Source organism: Allobosea sp. P4_H5, assembly GCF_056400825.1.
In genome coordinates this window covers 101,115-123,680 of sequence record NZ_JBFUKM010000003.1, presented here as the reverse complement: position 1 = coordinate 123,680, position 22,566 = coordinate 101,115, and the positions used below count along the sequence as shown (strand labels likewise).

26 protein-coding genes are annotated in these 22,566 nt (G+C 66.3%); 17 read left to right on the top strand and 9 right to left on the bottom strand.

Annotated features, from left to right (window positions below; genetic code table 11):
- Positions 1-77: 77 nt before the first annotated feature.
- The 3 genes from AC1DS0_RS07090 to AC1DS0_RS07080 are packed head-to-tail and all read right to left on the bottom strand — an operon-like array spanning position 78 to position 1,880.
- Positions 78-971 carry an MBL fold metallo-hydrolase gene (locus AC1DS0_RS07090; protein WP_476813671.1) on the bottom strand — a complete coding sequence of 298 codons (894 nt, stop codon included), beginning with the start codon at positions 969-971 and terminating at the stop codon, positions 78-80.
- Positions 972-1,005: 34 nt separating this feature from the next.
- On the bottom strand, positions 1,006-1,443 hold the full coding sequence (locus tag AC1DS0_RS07085; protein WP_476813670.1) for a DUF6691 family protein: 438 nt from the start codon (positions 1,441-1,443) through the stop codon (positions 1,006-1,008).
- A gap of 8 nt (positions 1,444-1,451) precedes the next feature.
- The gene (locus AC1DS0_RS07080) at positions 1,452-1,880 is read right to left on the bottom strand and encodes a YeeE/YedE family protein (protein WP_476813669.1); all 429 of its coding nucleotides are present in this window, start codon (positions 1,878-1,880) and stop codon (positions 1,452-1,454) included.
- Positions 1,881-1,971: 91 nt separating this feature from the next.
- Here AC1DS0_RS07080 and AC1DS0_RS07075 point away from each other — a divergent pair, with 91 nt between their 5' ends.
- Complete coding sequence (locus AC1DS0_RS07075; protein ID WP_476813668.1) at positions 1,972-2,322, top strand: ArsR/SmtB family transcription factor; 351 nt, start codon at positions 1,972-1,974, stop codon at positions 2,320-2,322.
- Here AC1DS0_RS07075 and AC1DS0_RS07070 read toward each other — a convergent pair.
- From AC1DS0_RS07070 to AC1DS0_RS07060, 3 genes are read right to left on the bottom strand one after another with little or no spacing between them, the layout of a single operon-like run.
- On the bottom strand, positions 2,297-3,370 hold the full coding sequence (locus AC1DS0_RS07070) for a YeeE/YedE family protein (RefSeq protein WP_476813667.1): 1,074 nt from the start codon (positions 3,368-3,370) through the stop codon (positions 2,297-2,299). The genes AC1DS0_RS07075 and AC1DS0_RS07070 overlap by 26 nt on opposite strands.
- 28 nt (positions 3,371-3,398) lie before the next feature.
- Positions 3,399-3,779: an ArsR/SmtB family transcription factor gene (locus tag AC1DS0_RS07065; protein WP_091837552.1), complete on the bottom strand. Its 381-nt coding sequence runs from the start codon at positions 3,777-3,779 to the stop codon at positions 3,399-3,401.
- On the bottom strand, positions 3,776-4,138 hold the full coding sequence (locus tag AC1DS0_RS07060; RefSeq protein WP_476813666.1) for a thioredoxin fold domain-containing protein: 363 nt from the start codon (positions 4,136-4,138) through the stop codon (positions 3,776-3,778). Before AC1DS0_RS07060 ends, AC1DS0_RS07065 begins: the two co-directional genes overlap by 4 nt.
- A 116-nt stretch (positions 4,139-4,254) precedes the next feature.
- Between AC1DS0_RS07060 and AC1DS0_RS07055 the strand changes: the two genes are divergently transcribed.
- Positions 4,255-4,773, top strand: coding sequence for a thioredoxin family protein (locus AC1DS0_RS07055; protein WP_476813665.1), 519 nt, complete (start codon positions 4,255-4,257; stop codon positions 4,771-4,773).
- Between the two features lie 25 nt (positions 4,774-4,798).
- Here AC1DS0_RS07055 and AC1DS0_RS07050 read toward each other — a convergent pair whose 3' ends face one another.
- Together AC1DS0_RS07050 and AC1DS0_RS07045 are read right to left on the bottom strand one after the other, a co-directional pair.
- Complete coding sequence (locus AC1DS0_RS07050) at positions 4,799-5,335, bottom strand: chromate transporter (protein ID WP_476813664.1); 537 nt, start codon at positions 5,333-5,335, stop codon at positions 4,799-4,801.
- A gap of 11 nt (positions 5,336-5,346) precedes the next feature.
- Positions 5,347-5,895, bottom strand: a complete 549-nt coding sequence (locus AC1DS0_RS07045; protein ID WP_476813663.1) for a chromate transporter — start codon at positions 5,893-5,895, stop codon at positions 5,347-5,349.
- A gap of 194 nt (positions 5,896-6,089) precedes the next feature.
- On the opposite strand from AC1DS0_RS07045, the gene AC1DS0_RS07040 reads away from it, so the two are divergent.
- Together AC1DS0_RS07040 and AC1DS0_RS07035 are read left to right on the top strand one after the other, a co-directional pair.
- Complete coding sequence (locus AC1DS0_RS07040; protein WP_476813662.1) at positions 6,090-6,356, top strand: heavy-metal-associated domain-containing protein; 267 nt, start codon at positions 6,090-6,092, stop codon at positions 6,354-6,356.
- 8 nt (positions 6,357-6,364) lie between these two features.
- Positions 6,365-6,844 (top strand): DUF411 domain-containing protein, encoded by a 480-nt coding sequence (locus AC1DS0_RS07035; RefSeq protein ID WP_476813661.1) that lies wholly within the window; start codon positions 6,365-6,367, stop codon positions 6,842-6,844.
- 30 nt (positions 6,845-6,874) lie between these two features.
- Here the strand turns inward: AC1DS0_RS07035 and AC1DS0_RS07030 are convergent, their stop codons facing one another.
- Entirely contained in the window at positions 6,875-7,813 is a 939-nt protein-coding gene (locus tag AC1DS0_RS07030) for a LysR substrate-binding domain-containing protein (RefSeq protein ID WP_476813660.1), read from the bottom strand.
- A 79-nt stretch (positions 7,814-7,892) separates the two neighbouring features.
- Between AC1DS0_RS07030 and mdlC the strand changes: the two genes are divergently transcribed.
- From mdlC to AC1DS0_RS06965, 13 genes are all read left to right on the top strand, one after another.
- The gene (gene mdlC, locus AC1DS0_RS07025; protein ID WP_476813659.1) at positions 7,893-9,506 is read left to right on the top strand and encodes a benzoylformate decarboxylase; all 1,614 of its coding nucleotides are present in this window, start codon (positions 7,893-7,895) and stop codon (positions 9,504-9,506) included.
- 17 nt (positions 9,507-9,523) lie between these two features.
- Positions 9,524-10,978 (top strand): aldehyde dehydrogenase, encoded by a 1,455-nt coding sequence (locus tag AC1DS0_RS07020; protein WP_476813658.1) that lies wholly within the window; start codon positions 9,524-9,526, stop codon positions 10,976-10,978.
- A gap of 8 nt (positions 10,979-10,986) precedes the next feature.
- Positions 10,987-11,910, top strand: a complete 924-nt coding sequence (locus AC1DS0_RS07015) for a ketopantoate reductase family protein (RefSeq protein WP_476813657.1) — start codon at positions 10,987-10,989, stop codon at positions 11,908-11,910.
- A 51-nt stretch (positions 11,911-11,961) separates the two neighbouring features.
- Entirely contained in the window at positions 11,962-12,510 is a 549-nt protein-coding gene (locus AC1DS0_RS07010; RefSeq protein WP_476813656.1) for a TRAP transporter small permease, read from the top strand.
- Entirely contained in the window at positions 12,507-13,841 is a 1,335-nt protein-coding gene (locus AC1DS0_RS07005) for a TRAP transporter large permease (RefSeq protein ID WP_476813655.1), read from the top strand. Before AC1DS0_RS07010 ends, AC1DS0_RS07005 begins: the two co-directional genes overlap by 4 nt.
- Positions 13,842-13,902: 61 nt before the next feature.
- Positions 13,903-14,964 (top strand): TRAP transporter substrate-binding protein, encoded by a 1,062-nt coding sequence (locus tag AC1DS0_RS07000; RefSeq protein WP_476813654.1) that lies wholly within the window; start codon positions 13,903-13,905, stop codon positions 14,962-14,964.
- A gap of 74 nt (positions 14,965-15,038) precedes the next feature.
- A complete protein-coding gene (locus AC1DS0_RS06995) occupies positions 15,039-15,206 on the top strand; it encodes a hypothetical protein (RefSeq protein ID WP_476813653.1) in 168 nt (55 codons plus the stop codon).
- 320 nt (positions 15,207-15,526) lie between these two features.
- A complete protein-coding gene (locus AC1DS0_RS06990; protein WP_476813652.1) occupies positions 15,527-15,739 on the top strand; it encodes a hypothetical protein in 213 nt (70 codons plus the stop codon).
- Positions 15,740-16,001: 262 nt separating this feature from the next.
- Positions 16,002-18,620 carry an ATP-binding protein gene (locus tag AC1DS0_RS06985; RefSeq protein ID WP_476813651.1) on the top strand — a complete coding sequence of 873 codons (2,619 nt, stop codon included), beginning with the start codon at positions 16,002-16,004 and terminating at the stop codon, positions 18,618-18,620.
- 373 nt (positions 18,621-18,993) lie between these two features.
- Positions 18,994-19,416, top strand: coding sequence for a GFA family protein (locus AC1DS0_RS06980; protein WP_476813650.1), 423 nt, complete (start codon positions 18,994-18,996; stop codon positions 19,414-19,416).
- Positions 19,417-19,603: 187 nt separating this feature from the next.
- A complete protein-coding gene (locus tag AC1DS0_RS06975) occupies positions 19,604-20,623 on the top strand; it encodes an OmpA family protein (protein ID WP_476813649.1) in 1,020 nt (339 codons plus the stop codon).
- Between the two features lie 179 nt (positions 20,624-20,802).
- Entirely contained in the window at positions 20,803-21,285 is a 483-nt protein-coding gene (locus AC1DS0_RS06970; RefSeq protein ID WP_476813648.1) for an Hcp family type VI secretion system effector, read from the top strand.
- A gap of 582 nt (positions 21,286-21,867) precedes the next feature.
- Positions 21,868-22,551, top strand: a complete 684-nt coding sequence (locus tag AC1DS0_RS06965; RefSeq protein ID WP_476813647.1) for a Crp/Fnr family transcriptional regulator — start codon at positions 21,868-21,870, stop codon at positions 22,549-22,551.
- Positions 22,552-22,566 lie beyond the last annotated feature (15 nt).

The window sequence follows — 22,566 nt, the reverse complement described above, 5'->3', positions numbered from 1 at the left end:
GATCGAGATTCGTCATCTGATTTCGAGCAAGCGCCATCCTCGGCTGGATTGGCCGACACGGTGGCAGCGAGTGCTCGTTACAAGGTGTTCAGCGGAATCCTGAGGAAGCGCTTTCCACTCTCGTCCGGCTGCGGCAGCTCGCCGGCTTTCATGTTCACCTGCAGCGAGGGGATGATCAGCCTGGGCATGGCGAGTGTCGCGTCGCGCGCCTCGCGCATCGCAACGAACGTGTCCTCGCCGATGCCGTCGCGGACATGGATGTTGTGCTCGTGCTGCTCGGCAACCGTCGTCTCCCAACGGATCTCGCGGCCATTGGGACCATAGTCATGGCACATGAACAGACGGGTCTGCGGCGGCAGCGACAGCACCCGCTGGATCGAACGGTAGAGCGTGCGCGCGTCGCCGCCCGGAAAATCGGCCCGGGCCGAGCCGCCATCCGGCATGAACAGCGTGTCGCCGACGAAGGCGGCATTACCGATCACATGGGTCATGCAGGCCGGGGTATGGCCGGGCGTATGCATGGCGAAGGCCTTCATGCCGCCGATCGAATAGCTGTCGCCGTCGGCGAAGAGGTGGTCGAACTGGCTGCCGTCGCGCTGGAACGCGGTGCCTTCGTTGAAGATCTTGCCGAAGGTCTCCTGGACGACGGTGATGCGCTCGCCGATGCCGATCCTGCCGCCGAGCTTGCCCTGGAGATAGGGTGCGCCGGAGAGATGGTCGGCGTGGACATGGGTCTCGATCAGCCATTCGACCGCGAGGCCATGCTCGCGGACGAAAGCGATGATCTCATCCGCCGAATCATAGGTAATGCGGCCGGCGGCGTAGTCGATGTCCATCACGGAATCGATGATGGCACAGGCTTTCGAGCCAGGGTCCTTGACGACGTAGCTGACCGTGTTCGTCTGCTCGTCGAAGAAGGCGGTGACATCGGGCTTGGTCGACAGATCGACCGGGCGTGGTATCGCGGCCATGTTTCCCTCCTCAGGCCCGGCTCTGCTCGGCCGGTCAAATGGAAGCGCCGGTGGCCCTCGCGAGCCCGCGGGCGAGGATCATGCCGGCGAGCATCGCTGCGAGGAAGATCAGCGCCGGCACGCCGCCGGTCAGCGCCGCGACCAGGGCAGGGCCGGGACAGAAGCCCGCGAGCCCCCAGCCGATGCCGAACAGGACGGCGCCGGTGACCAGCCTCGCATCCGGTCGGCTGGCGACCGGCAGGGCGAAGCGCTCCGCGAGCAGCGGGCGGCCTCTAGCGAAAGCGAGCCGATAGCCAAGCATGGTGACGGCGATGCCGCCGGCCATGACGAAGAGGAGGCTGGCGTCCCAGTGTCCAGCCGGGATGGCGGCAAGGTCGAGGAAGTTCAGCACCTTGGCTGGATTCGCCATGCCGGCGAGGATCAGCCCAAGGCCGAAGATCAGGCCGGCGGTGAACTGGACGAGGATCGACATGGCCAGCCTCACAGCAGGTACCGAACGACGAAAACGGTCGCAATCGCGCTCGTCATGAAGGTCGCGACGGCGATCAGCGAGCGCAGAGACAGGCGCGACAGACCGCAGACGCCATGGCCCGAGGTACAACCATTGCCCCAGACCGAGCCGAAGCCGACCAGCAGGCCGGCGATGACGAGGACCGGGATCGTCGCCGCGATCTGCGGCACCGGCCATGCCGACACGGCCGCATAGGCGACGAGCGGCGCCAGCACGAGGCCGGCGACGAAGGCGAGCCGGCCAGTCGTCTCACCGTCCGCTGCGGGCGACAGCAGGCGTGAGAGGATTCCACTGATGCCGGCGATCTGTCCCTGGAACAGCATCAGCAGCACGGCGGCGAGGCCGATCAAGGCGCCGCCAGCAAGGGAAGCGACCGGAGTGAAGGCGGTTTCGATCATTTCGGCGTCGTTTCGACGAGCGGACTCTGATTGACCATGATCCCCTCTTCCGATATCAAATTGCTTATCTCATATATATAGAAAATATTATATGTTAATCATACCCTTCACCGAAGCTAGAGCGCAGGCCACTCCTCCGATCGAAGAGGCGGTCGCGCTTCTCGCCGCTATGGCGAGCCCGCGCCGGCTCGCCATCCTTTGCCGGCTGGTCGAGGGCGAGGCGGGGGCCGCCGAGCTCGCCGAGGTCACCGGGTTGAGCCCGGCTGGCGTCGCTTCGCATCTGGCACAGTTGCGCCGGCTCGAGCTGATCGCCGCACGGCGGCGCGGCATCGCGGTTTTCTTCTCGCTTGCCAGCGACGAAGCGAAGGCCGTGCTGGAGACGTTGCACGCCCTTTATTGCGCGCCGGCACAGGCCGTCAGCCGCGCTGCCACAGCCCCCTGATCGAGCCTTCCACCAGGAAGGCGATGCCGATCCGTGCGCCGATCATCATGCCGGCGATCGCCAGCGGCCAGGACAGCGCCAGCATCGAGCCGGCCGAGATGCCCTGCCCGATGGTGCAGCCGCCGGCGAGCACGCCGCCGCCGCCCATCAGCACGGCGCCAAGGAGATGGCGGCGCATCTCGCGATCGTCGTCGAAGGCTTCCCAGCGGAACTCCCGGTCGTAGAGCGCCGACAGGAAGGAGCCGAGCGTCACGCCCGCAAGCGTGCCGATGCCGAATTCGAGCAGAGCGGAGGGCGCGCTCAGCACGGCATAGAGCGCGCGGCCAACCGGCGAGACGAAGGTCAGGCTCTGCGCCCGCGGCACGGTGTCGAAGGCATCGACCGCAACGCCCGTCACCCACCAGCCGGCGACGACGGCGAGGCCAAGCGTCGCGCCCGCCAGCAGCAGGCGCGGCGAACGGCGCAAGCGCGGATCGATGGCGACGATGGCGATCAGGGCGAGTGCGCCGGCAGCGGTGATCAGGACACGTGCGGCAGGGGCGCCGAGATAGGTCAGGATACCGGCGAGATCGCCCTTGAGGCCGCCGGGCAGCGGCCAGTAGACCTTCTCCAGCACCTCGATCCTGATCGGGGCGAACATGCCGCGCAGCGTCGCATAGGCGACCGCGCCGAACACCATCATCACGATCAGGCTGCGCAGGTCGCCGGAGCCGAGTCTTACGAGCGAGCCGAAGCCGCAGGTGCCGACCAGCGCCATGCCGAGCCCGAACAAGGTGCTGCCGACGAGGATCGACAGCCAGGGCAGCGCCGGCTGGACATAGGTGGAATTGGCGGGATCGAGCAGATGCAGCCCAATCAGCGCCTGCGTGCCGATCAGCGCGATGGCGAGGGCGAGCCCGAAGATCCTGAGACGGCGGGTGTCGCCGCCCATCCAGGCATCCTCGACCGCGCCGAAGGAGCAGAGCCGGGCCCGGCGGACGGTGAAGCCGCAGGCAGCGCCCACGGCGACACCCGCCAGCGCCGCACCCCAGGCCGGCAGCTCGATCACGGCCGGCGCCGATGAAGGCGGTGGGTGCTCACGATTTTCCGGCTTCGGGTCCGGGCGGATTGCAGAAGATGTCGTAGATCACGGCGATGACGCGCCGGACATCGTCGCTGGCGAGGCTGTAATAGATAGCCTTGCCGTCACGGCGTGTGGTGACGAGCTGGTCGAGGCGCAGGCGCGCGAGCTGCTGCGAGACCATGGGCTGGCGCAGCGAGAGCAGGTTCTCGAGTTCGGTGACCGTCCGCTCGCGCTCGGCCAGCAGGCAGAGCAGCAGCAGCCGGTTCTCATGCGAGAGGGCTTTGAGGAAATCGCTGGCCTTGCGAGCCTTGCGCATCAGCTGGTCGAGCTCGGGCGAGAACTCGGCGCCGTCGCGCAGTTCGGTTTCGAGCGCTTTCGAGACGATCGCGGTCATTGGGTCTGCGTGCCTGATCGTTGAACCTGAGGAATCTCAATGACAGCAACCAGCCGCCCGAGCAAACCCCAGAACATGTCGTCGTTGAGATAGCCGGTGATACGGCCGACCTCCTGGCCGTCCTCCACCAGCACGAAGGTCGGCGTCGCGATCACCGGCTCGCGCAGCCCCTCGCCCCGCACGCCGCCGGCTGGCAGATCGATCCGCCGCAGCGGCGCCGCTTTGCCCTCACGCGTCTTCGCGTAGACCGGCGCGACCTCGCGCTCGAAGCGCAGGCAGAACGGGCAGCCATTGCGCGTGTACATGACGAGCTCGGCCGCGAAGGCTGGCAGCGACAGAACCGGCAGCAATACCGACAACGTGAACGCTGCCGCCGCCCCTGCGCGATATCGCCTGCTTGCAATCATCCCCAGAACATAGTCGTATTCATATGTTTATACCAGAGTCCCGTAGAGGCTCTTGCGGAGGCGACGCCATGATCACACGACGCAGCCTGCTGGCAAGCACGGTGGTGGCGATGGCAGCGGCGCCGGCTTTGGCCAAGGCGCGGCTCGGCGAGGACGGGCTCTACCAGGAAGACTGGTATCTGGAGAGCTTCCTCGATCTCGCCGAGGACCTGACCAATGCGAGCCAAAGCGGCAAGCGCTTCGTCATCCTCTGGGGCCTGCGCAACTGCCCGGCCTGCCGGCGCATGCACGAGGTCCATCTCGCCGACCCCGCAATCGAGAGCTATATCCGCAACAATTTCGCGGTGCTGCATCTCAACATCCTCGGCGCGCGCGAGGTCACCGATTTCGACGGCGGCAAGCTGAGCGAGAAAGCGCTGGCGAAGCATTACGGGATCGAGGGCACCCCGGCGATCCAGTTCTTCCCGACCAACGCCGCGGGGTTGGCGGCAAAAGCGCCCAGGGAGCGCGAGGTCGCGCGCATGGCCTCGCTGCCCGAGCCTCAGGCCTTCATCGCCCAGTTCCGCGCCGTCAGGAACGGCGTGTGAGGGTGGGGTCGATGCGCACGACCTGCTAGATCAGCGCCAGCATGTGCAAGCCGACGAAGCAGCCGGCCCCGGCTCCGATCAGCAGGAGCGGGTTGACCGGCGTCAGCATCAAGAGCGCGGTCGAGAGCAGCGCGAGGCCGCGCGCGAACCAGCCGCCGTCAAGCGCCTGGATCAGGACATAGCTCGCCGCCAGGATCATCCCGGCCGCGACGGGTCGCAGGCCGGTTTCCAGCGCAGTGAGGATGCGGGCGCCCTGATAGCGCGACCACAGGCTGGTCACCGCATAGATCAGCACCGCGGTCGGGCCGAAGATGCCAACCGTCGCGGCGAGCGCGCCCCAGAAGCCGGCGATCTGCCAGCCGATCAGCGTCGCCAGCAGCGAGCCCGGCCCGGGCGCCAGCCGGGCGATGGCGAAGGCATCGACGAATTGCGAAGCGCTCAGCCAGTGGTTCACGTCGACGATCTGGCGATGCATGTCGGCGATCGCGCTCTGGCCGCCGCCGATCGTGACCAGCGATAGCGGCAGGAAGACGATGAGGAGGCTGAAGGCGGTAGGCGGCATCGCTGGCGTCCTCAGGCCTGATGGTAGGCGACTGCGACGCTGAGCGAGCCGATGCCCAGCACGGTCCAGAGTAACGGCCAATGCAGCACCACGACCGCAATGAAGGTCGCGACCATCACCGCGAGCGGGAAGATCCGCCGCGGCACGCGCCGCGCCGCCGTCAGCCCCATCGCCAGCGAGAGGCCGATCGCCGCGGCGGCCGCGCCGTCGAGCGCGACATGGCTGAGCTCGTAGCCGGAGATCGAAGCGAAGGCGCTGCCGATCAGGACGATCACGATCGCGGCCGGGACGATGATGCCGAGCCAGGAGGCGGTGGCGCCGGCCCGCCCCGCGAGCCGGTAGCCGATCCAGATCGCCATGTTGGCGACGTTGACGCCCGGCAGAGCCTGCGCGATCGAAAGGCCATTGAGGAAATCCTCCTCGCTCAGCAAGCGGCGCCGCTGCACGAACTCCCGCAGCATCCAGCCGCTGAGGCCGCCGCCGAAGCTGGTCAGGCCGATGCGGGCAAAGATCAGGAAGAGCTGCAGCGGCGTCGGCCGCGAGGCTGGTGAATCTGACATGGGCGTTCGTGGCTGCGGCGTCTGCGAGCGAACAATGCAGGCTTTGCGCTGCCGGGCCAGCGCGATGCCGCATATCCGGCATGGCGCCAGGGCGTGGTCGGCGCTGCCGGCAAGATAATCACAAAAGGAGCTTGACCTTACCATCGTTGGAAGGTGCAGGGTGCGGCAATCGTCATTCGAAGGACCTTGCCGCCATGTGCTCCTGCCAGCAGCATTCGACCACCACCTCGGCCGCCACGCCCGCTCCCGGTGGGACGATCAGCTTTCGCGTCGAGGACATGACCTGCGGCCATTGCGCCGGCACGATCAAGCAGGCCATCGAAGGCAAGGTCCCCGGCACCGCCGTCACCGCCGATCCCGGCTCGAAGCTGGTCAGCGTGCAGGGCAGCGTCGATGCCGTTGCGATCAAGTCAGCCATCACTGCGGCCGGCTATACGCCGAGCCCGGAACTGGTCGGTTGAGGCGGGACATGGCGAACGAACTCACCCTCTCCCGCCGCGGCCTGCTGCTCGGCGCTGCCGCATTCGGGCTGTCGCGTCCTGCGGGCGCCGCCGAGACCTTGCCGAGGATGGTCGTCACGCGCGATCCGAACTGCGGCTGCTGCGGCAACTGGGTCAAGCATGTGAAGGCCGCCGGGTTCCCAGTCGAGGTGGTCGAGGTCGCGGACGTCGCGCCGCTAAAGCTCAAGCTCGGCGTGCCCGATGCGCTCGCCTCCTGCCACACCGCCGAGGTCGGCGGCTATGTGCTGGAGGGCCATGTCCCGGCCGATACGATCAAGCGGCTGCTCGCCGAGAAGCCGAAGGTGACCGGCCTCGCCGTCGCCGGCATGCCGGTCGGCTCGCCCGGCATGGAAGTGCTTGGCCAGGCACCCGACACTTATGACGTCGTCGTCTTCTCCGCGGACAGGCAGAACGTCTTCGCCCGCTATCGCGGGGCGCAGCCGATCTGACGGACCGCGCCCCTGGAGTGACCGGCGATCCTAGCCGCCGGCCGTCGCTGCAGGCCCGGATCGGTGGCCGCTGCGGAACAGCTCCAGGATGACCTCCCGCGCCCAGCGCAGCATGGCATTCTGCGCGTGACGCCGGCTCCAGTGCAGCGCGACGCTGAAATCGCGCTGCGGCAACGCCGGCTCGAGCAGCGCGAAGGCGCCGATCGGCTCGAGATGCAAGCCGATCTGGCGCGGCATCAGCACGGCGAGGTCGGTGGCGCGGATGATCGGCGGCAGCGCCATGAAGCTGGAGACGACCAGCCGGATGCGCGGATCGAGATGCAACATCTCGAGCATGCGCTGCGTCTGGGCGTGCGACCTGACGGCGACGAAATCCAGCTTCGCGATCGCCTCGGCGCTCAGAGCGCCATCGACCACCAAGCGCGTCACCGGATGGTCGGCGCGGACGAAGACCTGGTAGCGATCGCTCAGCATTTCCGCATGGGCGCTGCCACCCACGGTCGGCAGGAAGCCGAGCGCGAAATGCAGCTGGCCATTGTCGAGCGCCTCGGAAATCGCCTCATGCGGCCAGGCGCGTGCGGTGATACGCAGGTTCGGCGCGATCTCGCGGAAGGTGGTCATCAGCGGCGGCAGGAAGCGGCCTTCGCCGATATCGCTGAGATGCAGGCGCAGCTCGGCATCCGTCGTGGCGGGGTCGAAGCGCTCGCCCTCATTGAGGCCCGCTTCCAGCAGGGCCAGCCCCGCCTGGACGGAATGCGCGAGACGCTCGGAGCGCGCGGTCGGCCTGACGCCGCCGGCCACGCGCTCGAACAGCGGGTCGCGCAACAGCAGGCGCAGCCGCGTCAGGGCCTGGCTGGTCGCGGGTTGCGAGAGGCCGAGCTCTTCGGCGGCACGGCTGACATTGCGGGTGCGGTACACCGCGTCGAACAGCCTCAGCAGGTTCAGGTCGATCGTATCAATATTCGCCATACGAATAATACTTAGTCGCTTCATCTAATTGAGCAATGACCGCTGCGCCGCCACAGTGCCTCCGATCCGAGGGACGCGCATGCCAGCCGACAGCACATCCTCCTCCGCCCGCCCGAGCGTCCGCGAAGCCGTGCTCGACCTGCTGCGCCAGCTCAGGATCGACACCGTCTTCGGCAATCCCGGCTCGACCGAACTGCCGATGTTCCGGGAGTATCCCGAGGATTTCCGCTATGTACTCGGCCTGCAGGAAGCGGTCGTGGTCGGGATGGCCGACGGCTATGCCCAGGCGACGCGCAATGCGGCGCTGGTCAACCTGCATTCGGCGGCCGGTGTCGGCCATGCCATGGGCAACATCTTCACGGCGTTCAAGAACCAGACGCCGCTCTTGATCACCGCCGGCCAGCAGGCGCGCTCGATCCTGCCCTTCGACCCGTTCCTCGCCTCTGTGCAGGCGACGGAGCTGCCGAAGCCCTACGTCAAATGGGCGATCGAGCCGGCGCGCGGCGCCGACCTGCCGCTGGCTCTGGCGCGGGCCTATCACATTGCGATGCAGCCGCCGCGCGGCCCGGTCTTCATCTCGATCCCGGCCGATGACTGGGACCAGCCGGGCGAGTTCGTCGTGCCGCGCCGGGTCAGCCAGGCGGTTGCACCTGCCCCGGACGCGATCGCAGCGATCGCAGAACGCCTCAACGCCAGCAAACGGCCGGCCTTCGTCGTCGGCGCGGGCGTCGCCCGCGACCAGGCCGTCGCCGATGTCGTCGCGCTGGCCGAACGCCATCAGGCCTCGGTCTATGTCCCGCCTATGTCAGCGCGCTGCGGCTTCCCCGAGCGCCATCCCCAGTTCTGCGGCTTCCTGCCGGCGATGCGCGAGAAGATTGTCGAACGCCTGGCACCGCACGACTTCATCCTGGTGCTCGGCGCGCCGGCCTTCACCTATCATGTCGAGGGCAACGGGCCGCATGTCCCGCCGGGTGCGCAGCTCGCGCAGATCGTCGACGATCCGCAGCAGGCGGCCTGGGCGCCGGTCGGCGACAGCGTCGTCGCCAGCCTCGATCTCGGGGTGCGTGCGCTGCTCGCCGCGAGTGCGCCCGGCGCCGGGCGCGAGGCGGCGCGGTCCCGCCCCGCCCCGCCGGTTCCGTCGCCCGGCGTGCCGATGTCGGCTGCCTATGCGCTGTCGGTGATCGACCGGGAGCGCCATGCCGACGACGTCGTGGTCGAGGAAGCGCCGAGCACGCGCTCGACCATCCAGACCTATCTGCCGATGAGCGGCGCCGACAGCTTCTACACCATGGCGAGCGGGGGCCTCGGCCACAGCATGCCGGCGGCGGTCGGCATCGCTCTGGCACGCCAGCGCCTGAGGCTGCCGGGGCGGGTGATCGCGCTGATCGGCGACGGCTCCAGCCTCTATTCGATCCAGGCGCTCTACAGCGCGGCGCAGCTCGACCTGCCGATCACCTTCCTGATCCTCAACAACCGCCGCTATGCGGCGCTGCAGGATTTCGCGCCGGTGTTCGGCTATGCGCCGAACGACAAGCCGGCCGGGACCGAACTGCCGGGCATCGATTTCGCGCAACTGGCGGGTGGGCAGGGCGTGCCGGGCGAGCGGGTCGAGCGGCCCGAGGATCTCGCCCCGCACCTGCGCGCCGCCTTCGCCGCGCCCGGCCCGAACCTGATCGACATCATGATCGCCTGAGCTTCGAGGATCGAGAGATGACCGACACCATCAACCTCCTGATCGGCGGCAAGGCGGTCGCCGCGGCCGGCGGGCGCGTCTTCGAGCGCCGCAATCCGCTCGACGGCTCCGTCGCCAGCCGTGCCGCCGCGGCGACGCCCGACGATGCCCGCGCTGCGGTCGATGCCGCCGCCCGCGCCTTTCCGGCCTGGTCGCAGACACCGCCGGCGAAGCGCCGCGAACTGTTGGTCAAGGGCGCGCATGCGCTGGAGGCCCGCGCTGCTGACTTCATCGCCGCGATGTCGGCCGAGACCGGCGCCTCCGCCATCTGGGCCGGCTTCAACGTCCATCTCGCCGCCGACATGCTGATCGAGGCTGCCGCGCTGACGACGCAGATCAGCGGCGAGGTCATCCCCTCCAATGTGCCGGGCAGCCTCGCCATGGCGGTGCGCCAGCCGGCCGGCGTCGTGCTCGGCATGGCGCCGTGGAATGCGCCGGTCATCCTCGCCACGCGCGCCGTCGCGGTGCCGCTCGCCTGCGGCAACACCGTCGTGCTGAAGGGCTCGGAGCTCTGCCCGCGCACGCATGGGCTGATCATCGCGGCGTTGCAGGAAGCCGGTCTTCCGGAAGGCGTCGTCAACTTCGTCACCAATGCGCCGGAGGACGCCGCCGAGGTCGTCGCGGCGATGGTCGGCCATCCCGCGGTCAGGCGGGTCAACTTCACCGGCTCGACCCATGTTGGGCGCATCATCGCCAAGCTCTGCGCCGAGCATCTGAAGCCGGTCGTGCTGGAGCTCGGCGGCAAGGCCCCTGCCCTCGTCCTCGACGACGCCGATCTCGATGCGGCCGTCGCCGGCATCGCCTTCGGCGCCTTCGCCAATTCCGGCCAGATCTGCATGTCGACGGAACGCATCGTAGTCGACAGCACGATCGCCGACGATTTCGTCGCGAGGCTCGCCGCGAAGGCAACGAGCCTGCCGCTCGGCGATCCCCGCAAGGAGCCGGTGGTGCTCGGCTCCGTCGTGGACATGAAAGCGGTCGAGCGCTGCAACGCCCTGATCGACGACGCGCTCGCCAAGGGCGCGACGCTCGTCTGCGGCGGCAAGGCTGAGACGACTTTGTTCCCGGCGACGCTGCTCGACCATGTCACCCCGGCGATGCGGATCTATGGCGAGGAGAGCTTCGGCCCGGTCAAGGCGATCGTGCGCGTCGACGGCGAGGAGGCGGCGATCGCCTGCGCAAACGACAATTCTTATGGGCTCTCGGCCGCCGTCTTTACCGGCGACACGGCGCGCGGCTGGCGCGTGGCCTCGCGGATCGAATCCGGCATCTGCCATGTCAACGGCCCGACCGTGCATGACGAGGCACAGATGCCGTTCGGCGGCGTCAAGAACAGCGGCTATGGCCGCTTCGGCGGACGCGCCGGCATCGAGGCCTTCACCGAACTGCGCTGGCTGACGCTGCAGACCGCGCCGCGTCACTACCCGTTCTAGGCGTGCAGATGGGCCCGATCCGGATCTCGATCCTCGGCGCCGGCGCGATGGGCTCGCTGTTCGGCGGGCTCCTCGCCGAGGCTGGCCATGAGGTCGAGCTTCTCGACATCAATCCGGCCCAGATCGCCGCGATACGCGAGCATGACCTGCTGATCCGCAACGATGCCGGCGAGCGGCGCGTCGCGATCGCGATCATGCTGCCGCAGGAGGCAACGACACAGCCAGACTGGCTCATCGTCTTCACCAAGGCGATGCATACGCAAGGCGCGCTCGCGGCTGCCAGGCATCTCATTGGCCCGCAGACCCGCCTGCTCAGCCTGCAGAATGGGCTCGGCAATGCCGAGAAGCTGGTGGGTTTCGCCGACGCATCGCGCGTCGCGATCGGCATGACCACTGTCCCGGCCGACCTCGTCGCGCCCGGCGAGGTGCGTTCGCATGGTGAGAGCAAGACCCGTGTGGTCATGGTCGAAGGCGGCAAGGATGCCTCGCTCGCTGCGCTGGCGGCGGCGCTGGACGCGGCTGGATTGCCTTGCGCGGTCGATCCCGATGCGGTCGTCGCGATCTGGGAGAAGGTCGCCTTCAATGTCGCCTTGAACAGCCTGTGCGCGGTGACGCAGCGCACGGTCGGCGGCCTTGGCGCTGCGGCCGAAGGGCGCCGGCTCGCCCATGCCGTCGCGAGCGAGGCTCTCGCCGTGGCGCAGGCGGAGGGGCTCGCGGTCCTGCCGGAGCGGACCCATGCGACGATCGACCATGCGCTCGACCATCATGGCGGGCACAAGCCCTCGATGCTGCAGGACCTGCTGGCGAAACGCCCGACCGAGATCGAGACGCTGAACGGTGCGATCGTTCGTGCCGCCGAAAGGCACGGCATCGCCGTTCCGCGGACCGAGACGCTCTACGCATTGGTGAAACTGGCGGAACACGCCGTCTGACGACCGGACGCGAGAAAGCTCGCGGCGGCAGGAATGAGGGGAGAAGCGCAGATGCAGGAACCCGTGCCGGGCGCGCCGGCGAACGATCCGATCGTCTTCGGACCGTCCGGGCGCGCGCTGCTAACCGTCGCGAAAGTCCTGGCAATCGTCGGAGGGCTGCTGTTCGTCGGTCTCGTCGTGATGTCGATCGTCTCGATCGTCGGCCGGAAGCTGTTCTCCGCCCCCGTTCCCGGCGATGTCGAGCTCTTGCAGATGATCGCCGCTGCCGCCTCCGCAGCCTTCTTCGCCTATTGCCATCTCAACCATGGCGACGTGAAGGTCGATTTCTTCACGGCCGCGGCCCCGCCCTGGGTCAATCATGCGCTCGACGCCTTCGGCTCGCTGCTGATCGGGCTCGTCGGCGCGGTCATCACCTGGCGCGTCTATGTCGGCGCGATCGGTGTCCGCGAGGACGGAGAGACCTCGGCGATCCTCGATATCCCGGTCTGGTGGGCGCAGATCGCGATGGTGCCGGGCTTCGCACTGCTGGCGCTAGCCGGCTTCTACATGGCGACACGCCATGCCCAGGAAGCGACGCGCCGCGGGGAGATCCGTCGATGAGCGGGATCTCGATCGGCTTCACCATCTTCGGCTGCCTGCTCGCGCTGATGGCGTTCCGCGTGCCGATCGGCATCGCGATGTTCGTCGCGGGCTCCGGCGGCTATGTCTACCTGATGGATGGCAACTGGGCGCCCTGGCTCAACATCCTGAAATCCATTCCCTATGCCCGCCTGTCGAATTACGACCTGACGGTCATTCCGCTCTTCCTGCTGATGGGCCAGTTCGCCACCCATGGCGGCCTGTCGGCGAGCCTGTTCCGCTGCGTCAGCGCCTTCATCGGCCATCGCCGCGGCGGCGTCGCCATGGCGGCGATCGGCGCCTGCGCCGGCTTCGGCGCGATCTGCGGCTCCTCGCTCGCCACCGCAGCGACGATGGGCCAGGTCGCCCTGCCGGAGCTGCGCCGCTACCGCTACTCGGGCAGCCTGGCGACCGGCGCGCTCGCAGCCGGCGGCACGCTCGGCATCATGATCCCGCCCTCCGTGCCGCTGGTGATCTACGCGATCCTGACCCAGGAATCGATCGGCAAACTGTTCATGGCCGCCGTCCTGCCCGGCCTGATCGCGATGTTCGGCTACATGTTCGTGGTGCAGCTGGTCGTCAGGCGCAATCCGGAGGCCGGCCCGGCCGGCCCGCGCGTACCCTGGCCGGAGCGGCTCAAGGTGCTCGCCGGCGTCGTCCCGGTGATCCTCGTCTTCGTGCTCGTCATCGTCGGCATCTATGGCGGCTGGGCGACGCCGACAGAGGCGGCCGCGATCGGCGCTGCGGCCTGCGGGGCGATCGCGGTCATCAGCGGCGGCATGCGCTGGCGCGGCCTGATCGACAGCGCGCTCGGCACGGCGCAGGCGACGGCGATGATCCTGCTCGTCCTGCTCGGCGCCGACATGCTGAACACGGCGCTGGCCCTGTCGCAGATGCCGGCCGAGCTCGCGGCCTGGGTCAAGGATAGCGGCCTCGCCCCGCTCTTCGTGCTGGCGATAATCCTGGTGATCTACATCCTGCTCGGCTGTGTCATGGATTCGCTGGCGATGATCCTGCTGACGATTCCGATCTTCTATCCAATGATCGTCGGTCTCGATTTCTACGGCATGTCGGTCGAGGACAAGTCGATCTGGTTCGGCATCCTGGCGCTGATGGTGGTCGAAATCGGCCTGGTGCATCCGCCGGTCGGGATGAACGTCTACATCATCAACCGCCTCGCCAAGGACGTGCCGCTGGTCGAGACCTTCAAGGGCGTGATGCCCTTCCTCGCCTCCGACCTCGTCCGCATTGTCGTCCTTGTCGCCTTCCCCTCGATCTCGCTCGTCCTGGTCAAGGCATTCGGCGCGCTGTGAGGCCGTTCACAACCAAGCAGACAACGACAGCACAGGCAGAAAACACACAGGGAGGTGCAGCATGAGCAAGCAGCAGACATCCATCCTCGGCCGGCTCTGCGCCGGTCTCGTCCTCGGCGGGCTGGCGAGCCTCGCCGGCCTCTCGCAGGCGGCGGCGCAGCAGGTCATCATCCGCGTCCACCATTTCCTGCCCTCGACCTCGAGCGCGCAGGTGAAGCTGATCCAGCCCTGGTGCGACAAGATCGCCAAGGAGTCCGGCGACAAGCTGAAATGCCAGATCTACCCGGCGATGCAGCTCGGCGGCACTCCGGCACAGCTCTTCGACCAGGTGCGCGACGGCGTCGTCGACGCGATCTGGACCGTGCCGACCTATGCGGCCGGCCGCTTCGCCAAGTCCGAGGTCTTCGAGCTGCCCTGGATGGTAGTGAGCGCCAAGGCCGGCAGCAGCGCTTTCTGGGACTATGTCGAGAAGAACGCGCAGGACGAGTACAAGGGCGTGAAGCGCCTATTCACGCATGTGCATGACGGCGCGCTCTTCCACTTCACCAGCAAGCAGCCGAAGACGCTTGCCGACATCAAGGGGCTGAAGATCCGGGCCGCGACGCGCGCCAATTCGAAGATGATCGCGGCGCTCGGCGCGACCCCGGTGCAGATGCCGCTGCCGGCCGTGCCGGAATCGCTGGCCAAGGGTGTCGTCGACGGCGCAGCGGTGCCGTGGGAAGGATCGCCAGCGATCAAGCTGGCCGAGATCGCCAAGTATCACCTGAACGTGCCGGCCGGGGCGCCGCGCATCTCGAACACGATCTTCCTGTTCGGGATGAACCAGGCGAAATACGATAGCCTGCCGGCCGACCTGAAGAAGGTGATCGACGCCAATAGCGGACCCGGGACCTCGGCCTGGGCCGGCGAGACTGGCTTCGACGCGGTGGTCGAGCCCTTCAAGAAGCAGGCGGCCGATCTCGGCGGCGTCTTCTATGACCTGCCGCAGGACGAGTACAAGCGCTGGGTCGACGCCACCGCCTCGGTCGAGGAGGAGTGGGTCAAGGAGGTCGGCGCCAAGGGCGCGGACGGCAAGAAGCTGCTCGCCGACGCGCGCGCGCTGATCCAGCAATACGGCAAGTAAGCTGGGGCGAGGTCGCGTCGAGACGCCATCCGAGCAGGCAGACGCACCCGGAAGTCAGGTGCGGCTCCTGCAGGGTGATCAAGCAGACCCCATGGCGCCTGTTGCCGGGCGTCATGGGAAGCGACCGGCTAACGGATCTCGCCGCGCACATGGTCTGCAAGAAATGCGGAACCCGGCCGGATCCCAAGACCGTCAAGCCCCGGCTCGGTCTGACGCCCCGCTATGCCCGCAAGTTCTATTGAGGGGGGCAAAGATCGCGCCGGGCTACACAGAATGCAGATGCGCGCCTGCAGGGACTTCAGGAGAAGGTGGCTGGGACACCAGGATACCCAGCTTGTTTCAGGGCACCAATTTCTTCAAGCGGTTACGACTGCCGGGATGAACGAAACAGGTCGGTTTTGTAGCAACCGATTGTAGCAAACGTGGCAGGAGCTAACGCCCGCCTTCCCCGCGAGCTGGCAGGTAAGGGGCCGTTTCCGGGCGGTTCAGTTCGGGGAGGGCAGCGCAACCGGAACTGGCCCTTGGCTAACGGTCAGCTTATCCGCTTTGCAGCCCTGAACTCATGTTCGACGACGCCGAAACAGCTTCAGAGCCGGCCAAGCCGATTGTCCAGGCCGGCCACGCCGAGGTTCGGCCGGTTTTCCAAATCGGAGCTGTGAAGCATGATTGCTCGCCACGACCTCTTCCAGGCGTGGCGCGTCTCGGCTTCGGCATTGGCAGCTCGTCCAACCTGTCGCCGCCGATCGCCAAACCGGCTAAGGCCGCAGAAGTGTGATGTAGATCACATACAGTGTCGTGATGCCGCTCACATGATGGCACATGCTATCAAGGGTCCCGAACAGATTACAGCCGTGGCGGGCGTTCAAGATGCGGCGCTCGCGACGCCATGGCCTTCTCTCGGACAAGGCGGATCTCAGTGAAGCAGCCGCATCATCTGTCGCCTGGCGCGGCCTGCCCATGGAAGGCCGGGCGTTGAGCCTGGATCCGGGTGCCCATTGAACATTCAACGCATCCACCGCTACCCACCGGGATTGCCGTTGGAGCTGCTCGAACGAGAGGCAGAGCTGGAAGCGCTGGAGGCCGCACGCCGCGAAGCGATCGCCGGTCAGGGGCGGATTGCGTTGATCAGCGGCGAGGCGGGCATCGGGAAGACGTCCCTCGTCGATCGCTTTCTTGCGACCAGCGGTCACGCAATGCGCATACTGAAGGGAAACTGCGATGCGCTTTTCACGCCTTCGCCACTCGGCCCGCTCTACGACATAGCTCCGCAGCTGGGGGGGCGGCTGCTGGCGCAACTGGAGAGCGATACGCCGCGCGCCGCCCTTTTCTCCAACGTGCTCGATCAGATCCGCGATCCGGCGCAGCCTACGCTCCTCTTCATCGAGGATATTCACTGGGCCGATGAGGCGACGCTCGATCTCATCCGGTTTCTCACCCGTCGCCTCGCGCAAACCAGCATTCTCATCGTCGTGACCTATCGCGACGACGAGATTGGCGCACAGCATCCGCTGCAGATCCTTCTGGGCGAACTGGCATCGTCAAGAGCGGCCATCCGCATCGAGTTGACGCGGTTGACGATCGATGCCGTGCGCATCCTGGCGGTGGATCAGCCGCTCGATCCCGCCGCGTTGCACCGGCTGACGTCGGGCAATCCCTTCTTCATCACGGAGGTTCTGGCCAATGCCGGGCGCGGCATACCGAAGACGGTGCGAGACGCCGTCCTGGCCCGAGCCGCGAAGCTGAGTGCGGCCGGCCGCAATGTCCTGGAAGCCGCCGCCGTGATTGGCAGCCGGATCGAGTACAGCCTGCTGGAAGACGTCCTTGGCGGTGCTGCCGAAGGCCTGGCGGATTGCGTCAGGCACGGAATGATCGAGGCCGCAGGATCGGGCATCGCGTTCCGGCACGAGCTGGTCCGCGACGCGATCCTGACCCATCTCGACCCGAGACGTCGTCGCGAGCTCAACCGGTTGGCGCTCGACGGATTGAAAGCCTATGGGGGCGGGCGCGGCGACCTGGCGCTGCTGGCCCATTTCGCCGAGGGTGCCGGCGACACAGAGGCCGTCCTGGAATTCGGGCCCGCTGCGGCCCGCGCCGCCGCCGCTGCCGGCGCTCATCGCGCCGCGGCCGCGCAGTATCTCCGCGTCCTCGACTTCGCCGGCGCTCAAGCGCCCGCCGAACGAGCACAGCTTTTTGAAGCCTATGCCCGGGAATCCGCCACCGTCGATGAGCTGATCGAGGCCAGCGAAGCGCATCGCAAGGCGGCCGAATGCTGGCGGCAGGCGGGCAATCGCCTGAAGGAGGGCGAGAGTCTCGCGGCTCTCGCCTTGCCCCTCGTTCGGAGCGGCCAGAACGCCGCCGCAGAAGCGGCAAGCCGGCGCGCCATCGAGGTGCTGGAGGTGATGCCTCCCACACGCGAGCTGGCAACTGCCTACCAGGTCCAGGCCCATCTGCGGATGCTGAATCGAGAATGCCTGATCGCCATGCGCTGGGGGAAGAAGGCGATCGAGCTCGCTTCCCGCTTCCACGATAAGGCCATCATCGCCGCGGCGGAGAATACCGTGGGGTCGGCGATGCTTGTATCCGGAGACGAGAGAGGCCGTCCGTATATGGACAGAAGCCTCGCCTTCGCCCGCCAGGCCGGGCTCGAAGACCTGATCGGCCACGCCTACACCAATCTGGGCTCGTGCTATGGTGAGCAGCATCAGTTTTTCGAAGCTGAACGACATCTCGTCGAGGGCATCGCCTACGCAGCCGATCGCGACCTGGATCGTGCCAGTCACTACATGGGCGCCTGGCTCGCGATCACGCGGCTCTATCAGGGGCGCTGGAACGAGGCCTGCGACATCGCAACCTCGGTTGTCGAATGCCGCAACATCGCGGCCATAAGCCGGATCGTGGCCTTGGTCGCATTGGGCCGCTTGCGCGCAAGGCGCGGCGATCCCGGTGCGACCGCGGCTCTCGACGAAGCGCTCGAGCTATCGTTGCAGACAAACACCCTGCAGCGCCTCGCGCCGGTTCGTGCGGCGCGCGCCGAGATCGCCTGGCTTGCCGGCGACCATGAGACCGCGAGGGCAGAGGCAATCGCGGTCTACGATCTCGCCACCCGGTGCCGGCACAACTGGTACGCCGGCGAGCTCGCGTTCTGGCGCTGGAGGGCCGGCGGCCCTGTCGTCGCGCCGGAGTACAGCGCACCGCCCTTCCTCTTGCAGATCGAGGGGAATTGGCAGGGCGCAGCCGAAGCATGGCGACGCCTGGGCTGTCCCTATGAGGAAGCTCGCGCTTTGACGGATGGCGACGCGCCGGCACAGCTGGCCGCTCTCGAGATATTCGACAGGCTCGGTGCCGCGCCTGCAGCCGCGATCCTGCGGCAGAAGATGCGCGGCAACGGAATGCTCAGGATTCCGCGCGGCCAAAGAGCGTCCACGCGCCAAAATCCGTTCGCATTGACCAGGCGCGAGATGGAGATTCTCGGCTGCCTCGCCGATGGTTTGAGCAATGGCAGGATCGGCGCGCAGCTGCACATCTCTCCGAAGACCGTCGATCACCATGTTTCCTCGGTGCTCGGCAAGCTCGAGGTCGGGACGCGCGCCGAGGCGGCCCGGATTGCCGGCGAGCAGAAATTGCTGCCGCAGAACAGAGAGAGCGCCGCAAAATAGGAAAAGCGCTTCCGCTGCTCCCGCCCGCCGCGCCACATGGCTTGATCGAGTTGGTGCAGTCCAACGGGATCGAGGCGGGACGCAATGGCTCCTGTCGGAGACGCTCTTGCCGGGCCGTCGTACTCGACCTCGCGGACTGCGCCCGGCACCTCAGGATCATTACGGCTTCCGTTTTCCGGCGCATCTGCCCGGACCGCGATGCGAGGAGCGGCCACTCAGCGGCCCGGTGAGGCAGGGCATCGAACTCATCGTGGCAGCGACAAAATAGGGAGGTTCAAGCCGCAAAATAGGGAGCCCTTCCCGATGCCGCCGCCTGTCAGGGAGCCTAGCGTGATCAGGTTGACAGAGTTCAATCAGCTGAAAACGGGACGCCATGACGCACTTTGGAAAATGCTTTTGCGGCGCAGTCGAGCTTGAGGTCAGCGGCGAGGCGGAGGCGATGGGCTATTGTCATTGCAGCTCCTGCCGCTCGTGGTCCGGCGGTCCCGTGAACGCTTTCACCCTGTGGAAGCCCGAGGCGGTGCGGGTCACATCCGGGGCCGAGCATGTCACGACCTTCCAGAAGACCGCGCTGAGCCAGCGTCAGTACTGTTCGAAATGCGGCGGGCATCTGATGACGAACCATCCGCCCCTGGGGCTCGTCGACGTCTTCGCCGCGACGCTCCCGACGCTGCCCTTTTCGCCCGGCGTCCACGTCAACTACGCCGAGACCGTGCTGCCGATGCGGGACGGCCTGCCCAAGCTGAAGGACTTCCCGGCGGCGTTCGGCGGCTCCGGCGAGGAAATCGCGGAGTAGCCCACGACATCGTCGAAGGCATTCGGGCCGGCGGTGGACGCGACTGCTTCAGCGGCTCAGCCGGCTGATGAATGCCGGGGACGATCGCCGGCGCTGGCAGGCCTCTGCTTGAACGAAATGAATGAGGCGGCCTGAGTATTGTCGTGCAGGCGCGTGAATTTAATCTCCTCGATGCGGAAACGGCGCCATGCAAATTCATAGACCAAACAATTATATTGGAAAAATAAATGTAGATGCAAGCGTCTTAATTATTGGAGATGTTACTCAGGAATTGAATTTTACTGGATATAATGCAATCTTTTTGGCAAGATACTGGCACATAGACTGGCAAAAAGTAAAAGAAATAAAAATTAATATTAATATTGATTACGCGTTGCATGAAGACACGGTTGCAGGCGCCGTCATGGGGGGTGTCATGCAAAGTCCTAAAGTTCAGAAAGATTACCCCAATGCACCCGGGACCGGGCACTATAAATTTTCCGCGTCGTGGCTTGTACACTATGGATCCGATGGACTCACGTTCGATCCGCAAGATCCGGTTGATTTGGGCTCGATCGGTGGATCGGCGGGCATCACCGTTGCCGTCGAACTGGCTCAGAAGCAGAATACGCATGAAGCCGATGCGGCGTTCGTTTCTCTTCTCGTCAAGATGAAGATGGGCTCATCCAGCGATGGTATCGGCTTTGGCATAGGTCCCGTCGGCCTCAGTGGAATCGGCGCTTCGAAGTCGGGCTATTCGATTGATATGCCGCTCAAGGTATTCCTTCACGCGGTCAATCGCCCAAGCAAGGAAAAGCAGGTCACGATCCCCGAGGATCTTCTGTCGTTCTCCGTCCGTTTCGTGGAGAACGAGCGGGTCATCAGCGATGCGCATCTGTCCCGGCTGGACGACTGGATCGGCCGCTTGAAGCGGGATGCGCCGAGCCTGACCGGCGCCATCAAGGGCGGCAAGGTGCCGATCCTGCTGTCGGGCTATGCGAGCACGACCGGCTCGACCAAGGTCAACGACAAGATCAGCCTGGATCGCGTCACCTCGCTGGAAATCGAGATCAAGCGAAAATTCGAGAGCCGGACCATTCGCTTCGTTCGGCAGGCCAAAGGCAACCGCGAAGCGGAGCAGAAGGGCGCCGTGCCGGCCGAGAGGCGGGTCGACATCAAGCTCGATCGCGCGGAGGCGCTCAAGGCCGTCCAGGCCGGCGGGCCTTGAGGCTGGCCGATGCCTGGCGGCGGCGCTTCCGCGCGCTGCCGGTGCTCTAGCTAACCATCGAACTCGTCTGCCCCGCGCCTGCCGCGCGGGCTGAGGAGCCGCACGCCGATGCGACCTGGCGAGCGACGCGCTTCCACCACCGCCCCTCGTCTCATGACGATCAAACACCGGAGATGAAAATGTCCAGCGACTTTCTGCTCGAGATCGATGGAATCAAAGGCGAAAGCCAGGATTCCAAGCACAAGGAAACGATCGAGGTCGAATCCTTCTCCTGGGGCGCGAGCAACTCTGGAAGCCACGCCTCTGCAGGCGGCGGGGGCTCTGGCAAGGTCAGTTTCCAGGATCTGCAATTCACGGCCAATGTCAGCAAGGCGTCGCCGGTGCTGATGCTGAAATGCGCCACCGGCGAGCACATCAAGAAGGCCGTGCTGCATGTCCGCAAACAGGGCAAGGGCCAGCAGGAGTTCTACACGATCACCCTCGAGGATCTGCTCGTGTCGAGCTATCAGTCGGGCGACTCGACCGGTGGTAACCCGGTGCCGACCGACCAGTTCTCGCTGAACTTCGCCAAGATCAAGTATGAGTACAAGCCACAGAACAAGGACGGCTCGCTCGGCTCGACCGTGACCGGCACCTACGACCTGAAAGCAAACAAGGAGTAACATGCCCCCCCGGCCGGCGCCCGCGCGAGCGGACTTCGGCCGGGCCGCCGGCGTTCATCCTCCCGTTTTCTGAGGACCATCGTCATTGGGCGCTTGCGCAGCCCCGTCGTCGCCACGTCAGCAGCCGGACCGAAACGATCCAGGCAGGACAGGGCGGCACTTCCGGGATGATAGCGGCCTCAAGTCGCGGACCCCCATGCGCGACGGGACGATGTCGTTCGGAGTCCTGCCGTCGAGGGGCGCTGCGCCGTAGCGAAAGCGTCGGCTTCCGAGAGCCTGGGCAAGCCCCAGGCGCAGTTTCCGGGCTGCGCGAGATAGTCGCGCCAGGAATGGGCATTTCCGCCCGCGTGCCGCAGGGTCGCCTCTCGTGCAATGGTCGAAGGCCTGATCGCTGCGCGAACCTATGACGGTTCGAGCCGTCCGGCAGTGTGATACTCTCCTCAGGATCGACCGTATATGACCTCAACACAGCCGCGGCAGCCGATCGTCTCGGGTTTCTGCACAATTCCGACCAGGCGTTCTGTGCGCCGGATCACAGAGGCTGCGGAGGGCCCCGTCGCGGTCCAATTCTGGAGGTCACCGATGAGCGACGCCGTTCATCGCGTCGTGAATATCTTGTCCGCGAACCCATTCTTTGCGGGCTTCGAGCCGGACGCCCTCGAGAAGATCGCGGCGGCCTGCAGGCCGCGGCACCTCGCTTCGCGGGAGATACTGTTTCTGAAAGGCGACCCGAGCGACGGACTCTACGCCATCAGGCGCGGCCTGATCCGCATCGGGACAACAGATAATCTCGGCCAGCAGATGACGATGAACGTCCTCGGCGGCGGCGATGTCTTCGGTGAAATCGCGCTGCTCGACGGCCAGTCCCGGACCGCCGATGCCGTGGCGATGGATGAGACCGACATGTTTTTTCTGCCGCGACGCGAATTCTTGAGCCTGCTGGCTCGCGAGCCTTCGATCGCGCAGCAGGTCATCGGCCTCCTCTGCGCCCGGCTGCGCGATGTCATAGACCGCATGGAGGAGACGAGATTCCTGCCATCCGCAATTCGGCTTGCACGACGCATTCTGGTGCTCGCCGCCGACTACGGCACGGATGTCCGTGCGTCTCAGGAGGAACTGGCATCGCTCACCGGCGTGACGCGCGAAACAGTCAACCGCCACCTCCAGTCCTGGAAGCGCAGCGGCGTCATTTCCTTGGGACGAGGACGACTGCTGATCGAGGATATCGACGATTTGCGGCGTCTGGCAAAAGTCGATGCCGGCTAGCAGCGGCGTAAACAC

Bases quoted from the DNA above. Each gene is read 5' to 3' on its own strand.
- AC1DS0_RS07035 (WP_476813661.1), top strand. From the start codon at position 6,365: ATGGCGAACGAACTCACCCTCTCCCGCCGCGGCCTGCTGCTCGGCGCT.
- AC1DS0_RS07055 (WP_476813665.1), top strand. From the start codon at position 4,255: ATGATCACACGACGCAGCCTGCTGGCAAGCACGGTGGTGGCGATGGCA.
- AC1DS0_RS06965 (WP_476813647.1), top strand. From the start codon at position 21,868: ATGAGCGACGCCGTTCATCGCGTCGTGAATATCTTGTCCGCGAACCCA.
- AC1DS0_RS07040 (WP_476813662.1), top strand. From the start codon at position 6,090: ATGTGCTCCTGCCAGCAGCATTCGACCACCACCTCGGCCGCCACGCCC.
- AC1DS0_RS07010 (WP_476813656.1), top strand. From the start codon at position 11,962: ATGCAGGAACCCGTGCCGGGCGCGCCGGCGAACGATCCGATCGTCTTC.
- AC1DS0_RS07085 (WP_476813670.1), bottom strand. From the start codon at position 1,443: ATGTCGATCCTCGTCCAGTTCACCGCCGGCCTGATCTTCGGCCTTGGG.
- AC1DS0_RS07090 (WP_476813671.1), bottom strand. From the start codon at position 971: ATGGCCGCGATACCACGCCCGGTCGATCTGTCGACCAAGCCCGATGTC.
- AC1DS0_RS07015 (WP_476813657.1), top strand. From the start codon at position 10,987: ATGGGCCCGATCCGGATCTCGATCCTCGGCGCCGGCGCGATGGGCTCG.
- AC1DS0_RS07020 (WP_476813658.1), top strand. From the start codon at position 9,524: ATGACCGACACCATCAACCTCCTGATCGGCGGCAAGGCGGTCGCCGCG.
- AC1DS0_RS07045 (WP_476813663.1), bottom strand. From the start codon at position 5,895: ATGTCAGATTCACCAGCCTCGCGGCCGACGCCGCTGCAGCTCTTCCTG.
- mdlC (WP_476813659.1), top strand. From the start codon at position 7,893: ATGCCAGCCGACAGCACATCCTCCTCCGCCCGCCCGAGCGTCCGCGAA.
- AC1DS0_RS07075 (WP_476813668.1), top strand. From the start codon at position 1,972: ATGTTAATCATACCCTTCACCGAAGCTAGAGCGCAGGCCACTCCTCCG.
- AC1DS0_RS06970 (WP_476813648.1), top strand. From the start codon at position 20,803: ATGTCCAGCGACTTTCTGCTCGAGATCGATGGAATCAAAGGCGAAAGC.
- AC1DS0_RS06990 (WP_476813652.1), top strand. From the start codon at position 15,527: ATGTTCGACGACGCCGAAACAGCTTCAGAGCCGGCCAAGCCGATTGTC.
- AC1DS0_RS07080 (WP_476813669.1), bottom strand. From the start codon at position 1,880: ATGATCGAAACCGCCTTCACTCCGGTCGCTTCCCTTGCTGGCGGCGCC.
- AC1DS0_RS06975 (WP_476813649.1), top strand. From the start codon at position 19,604: ATGCAAATTCATAGACCAAACAATTATATTGGAAAAATAAATGTAGAT.
- AC1DS0_RS07065 (WP_091837552.1), bottom strand. From the start codon at position 3,779: ATGACCGCGATCGTCTCGAAAGCGCTCGAAACCGAACTGCGCGACGGC.
- AC1DS0_RS07000 (WP_476813654.1), top strand. From the start codon at position 13,903: ATGAGCAAGCAGCAGACATCCATCCTCGGCCGGCTCTGCGCCGGTCTC.
- AC1DS0_RS07005 (WP_476813655.1), top strand. From the start codon at position 12,507: ATGAGCGGGATCTCGATCGGCTTCACCATCTTCGGCTGCCTGCTCGCG.
- AC1DS0_RS06980 (WP_476813650.1), top strand. From the start codon at position 18,994: ATGACGCACTTTGGAAAATGCTTTTGCGGCGCAGTCGAGCTTGAGGTC.
- AC1DS0_RS07050 (WP_476813664.1), bottom strand. From the start codon at position 5,335: ATGCCGCCTACCGCCTTCAGCCTCCTCATCGTCTTCCTGCCGCTATCG.
- AC1DS0_RS07030 (WP_476813660.1), bottom strand. From the start codon at position 7,813: ATGGCGAATATTGATACGATCGACCTGAACCTGCTGAGGCTGTTCGAC.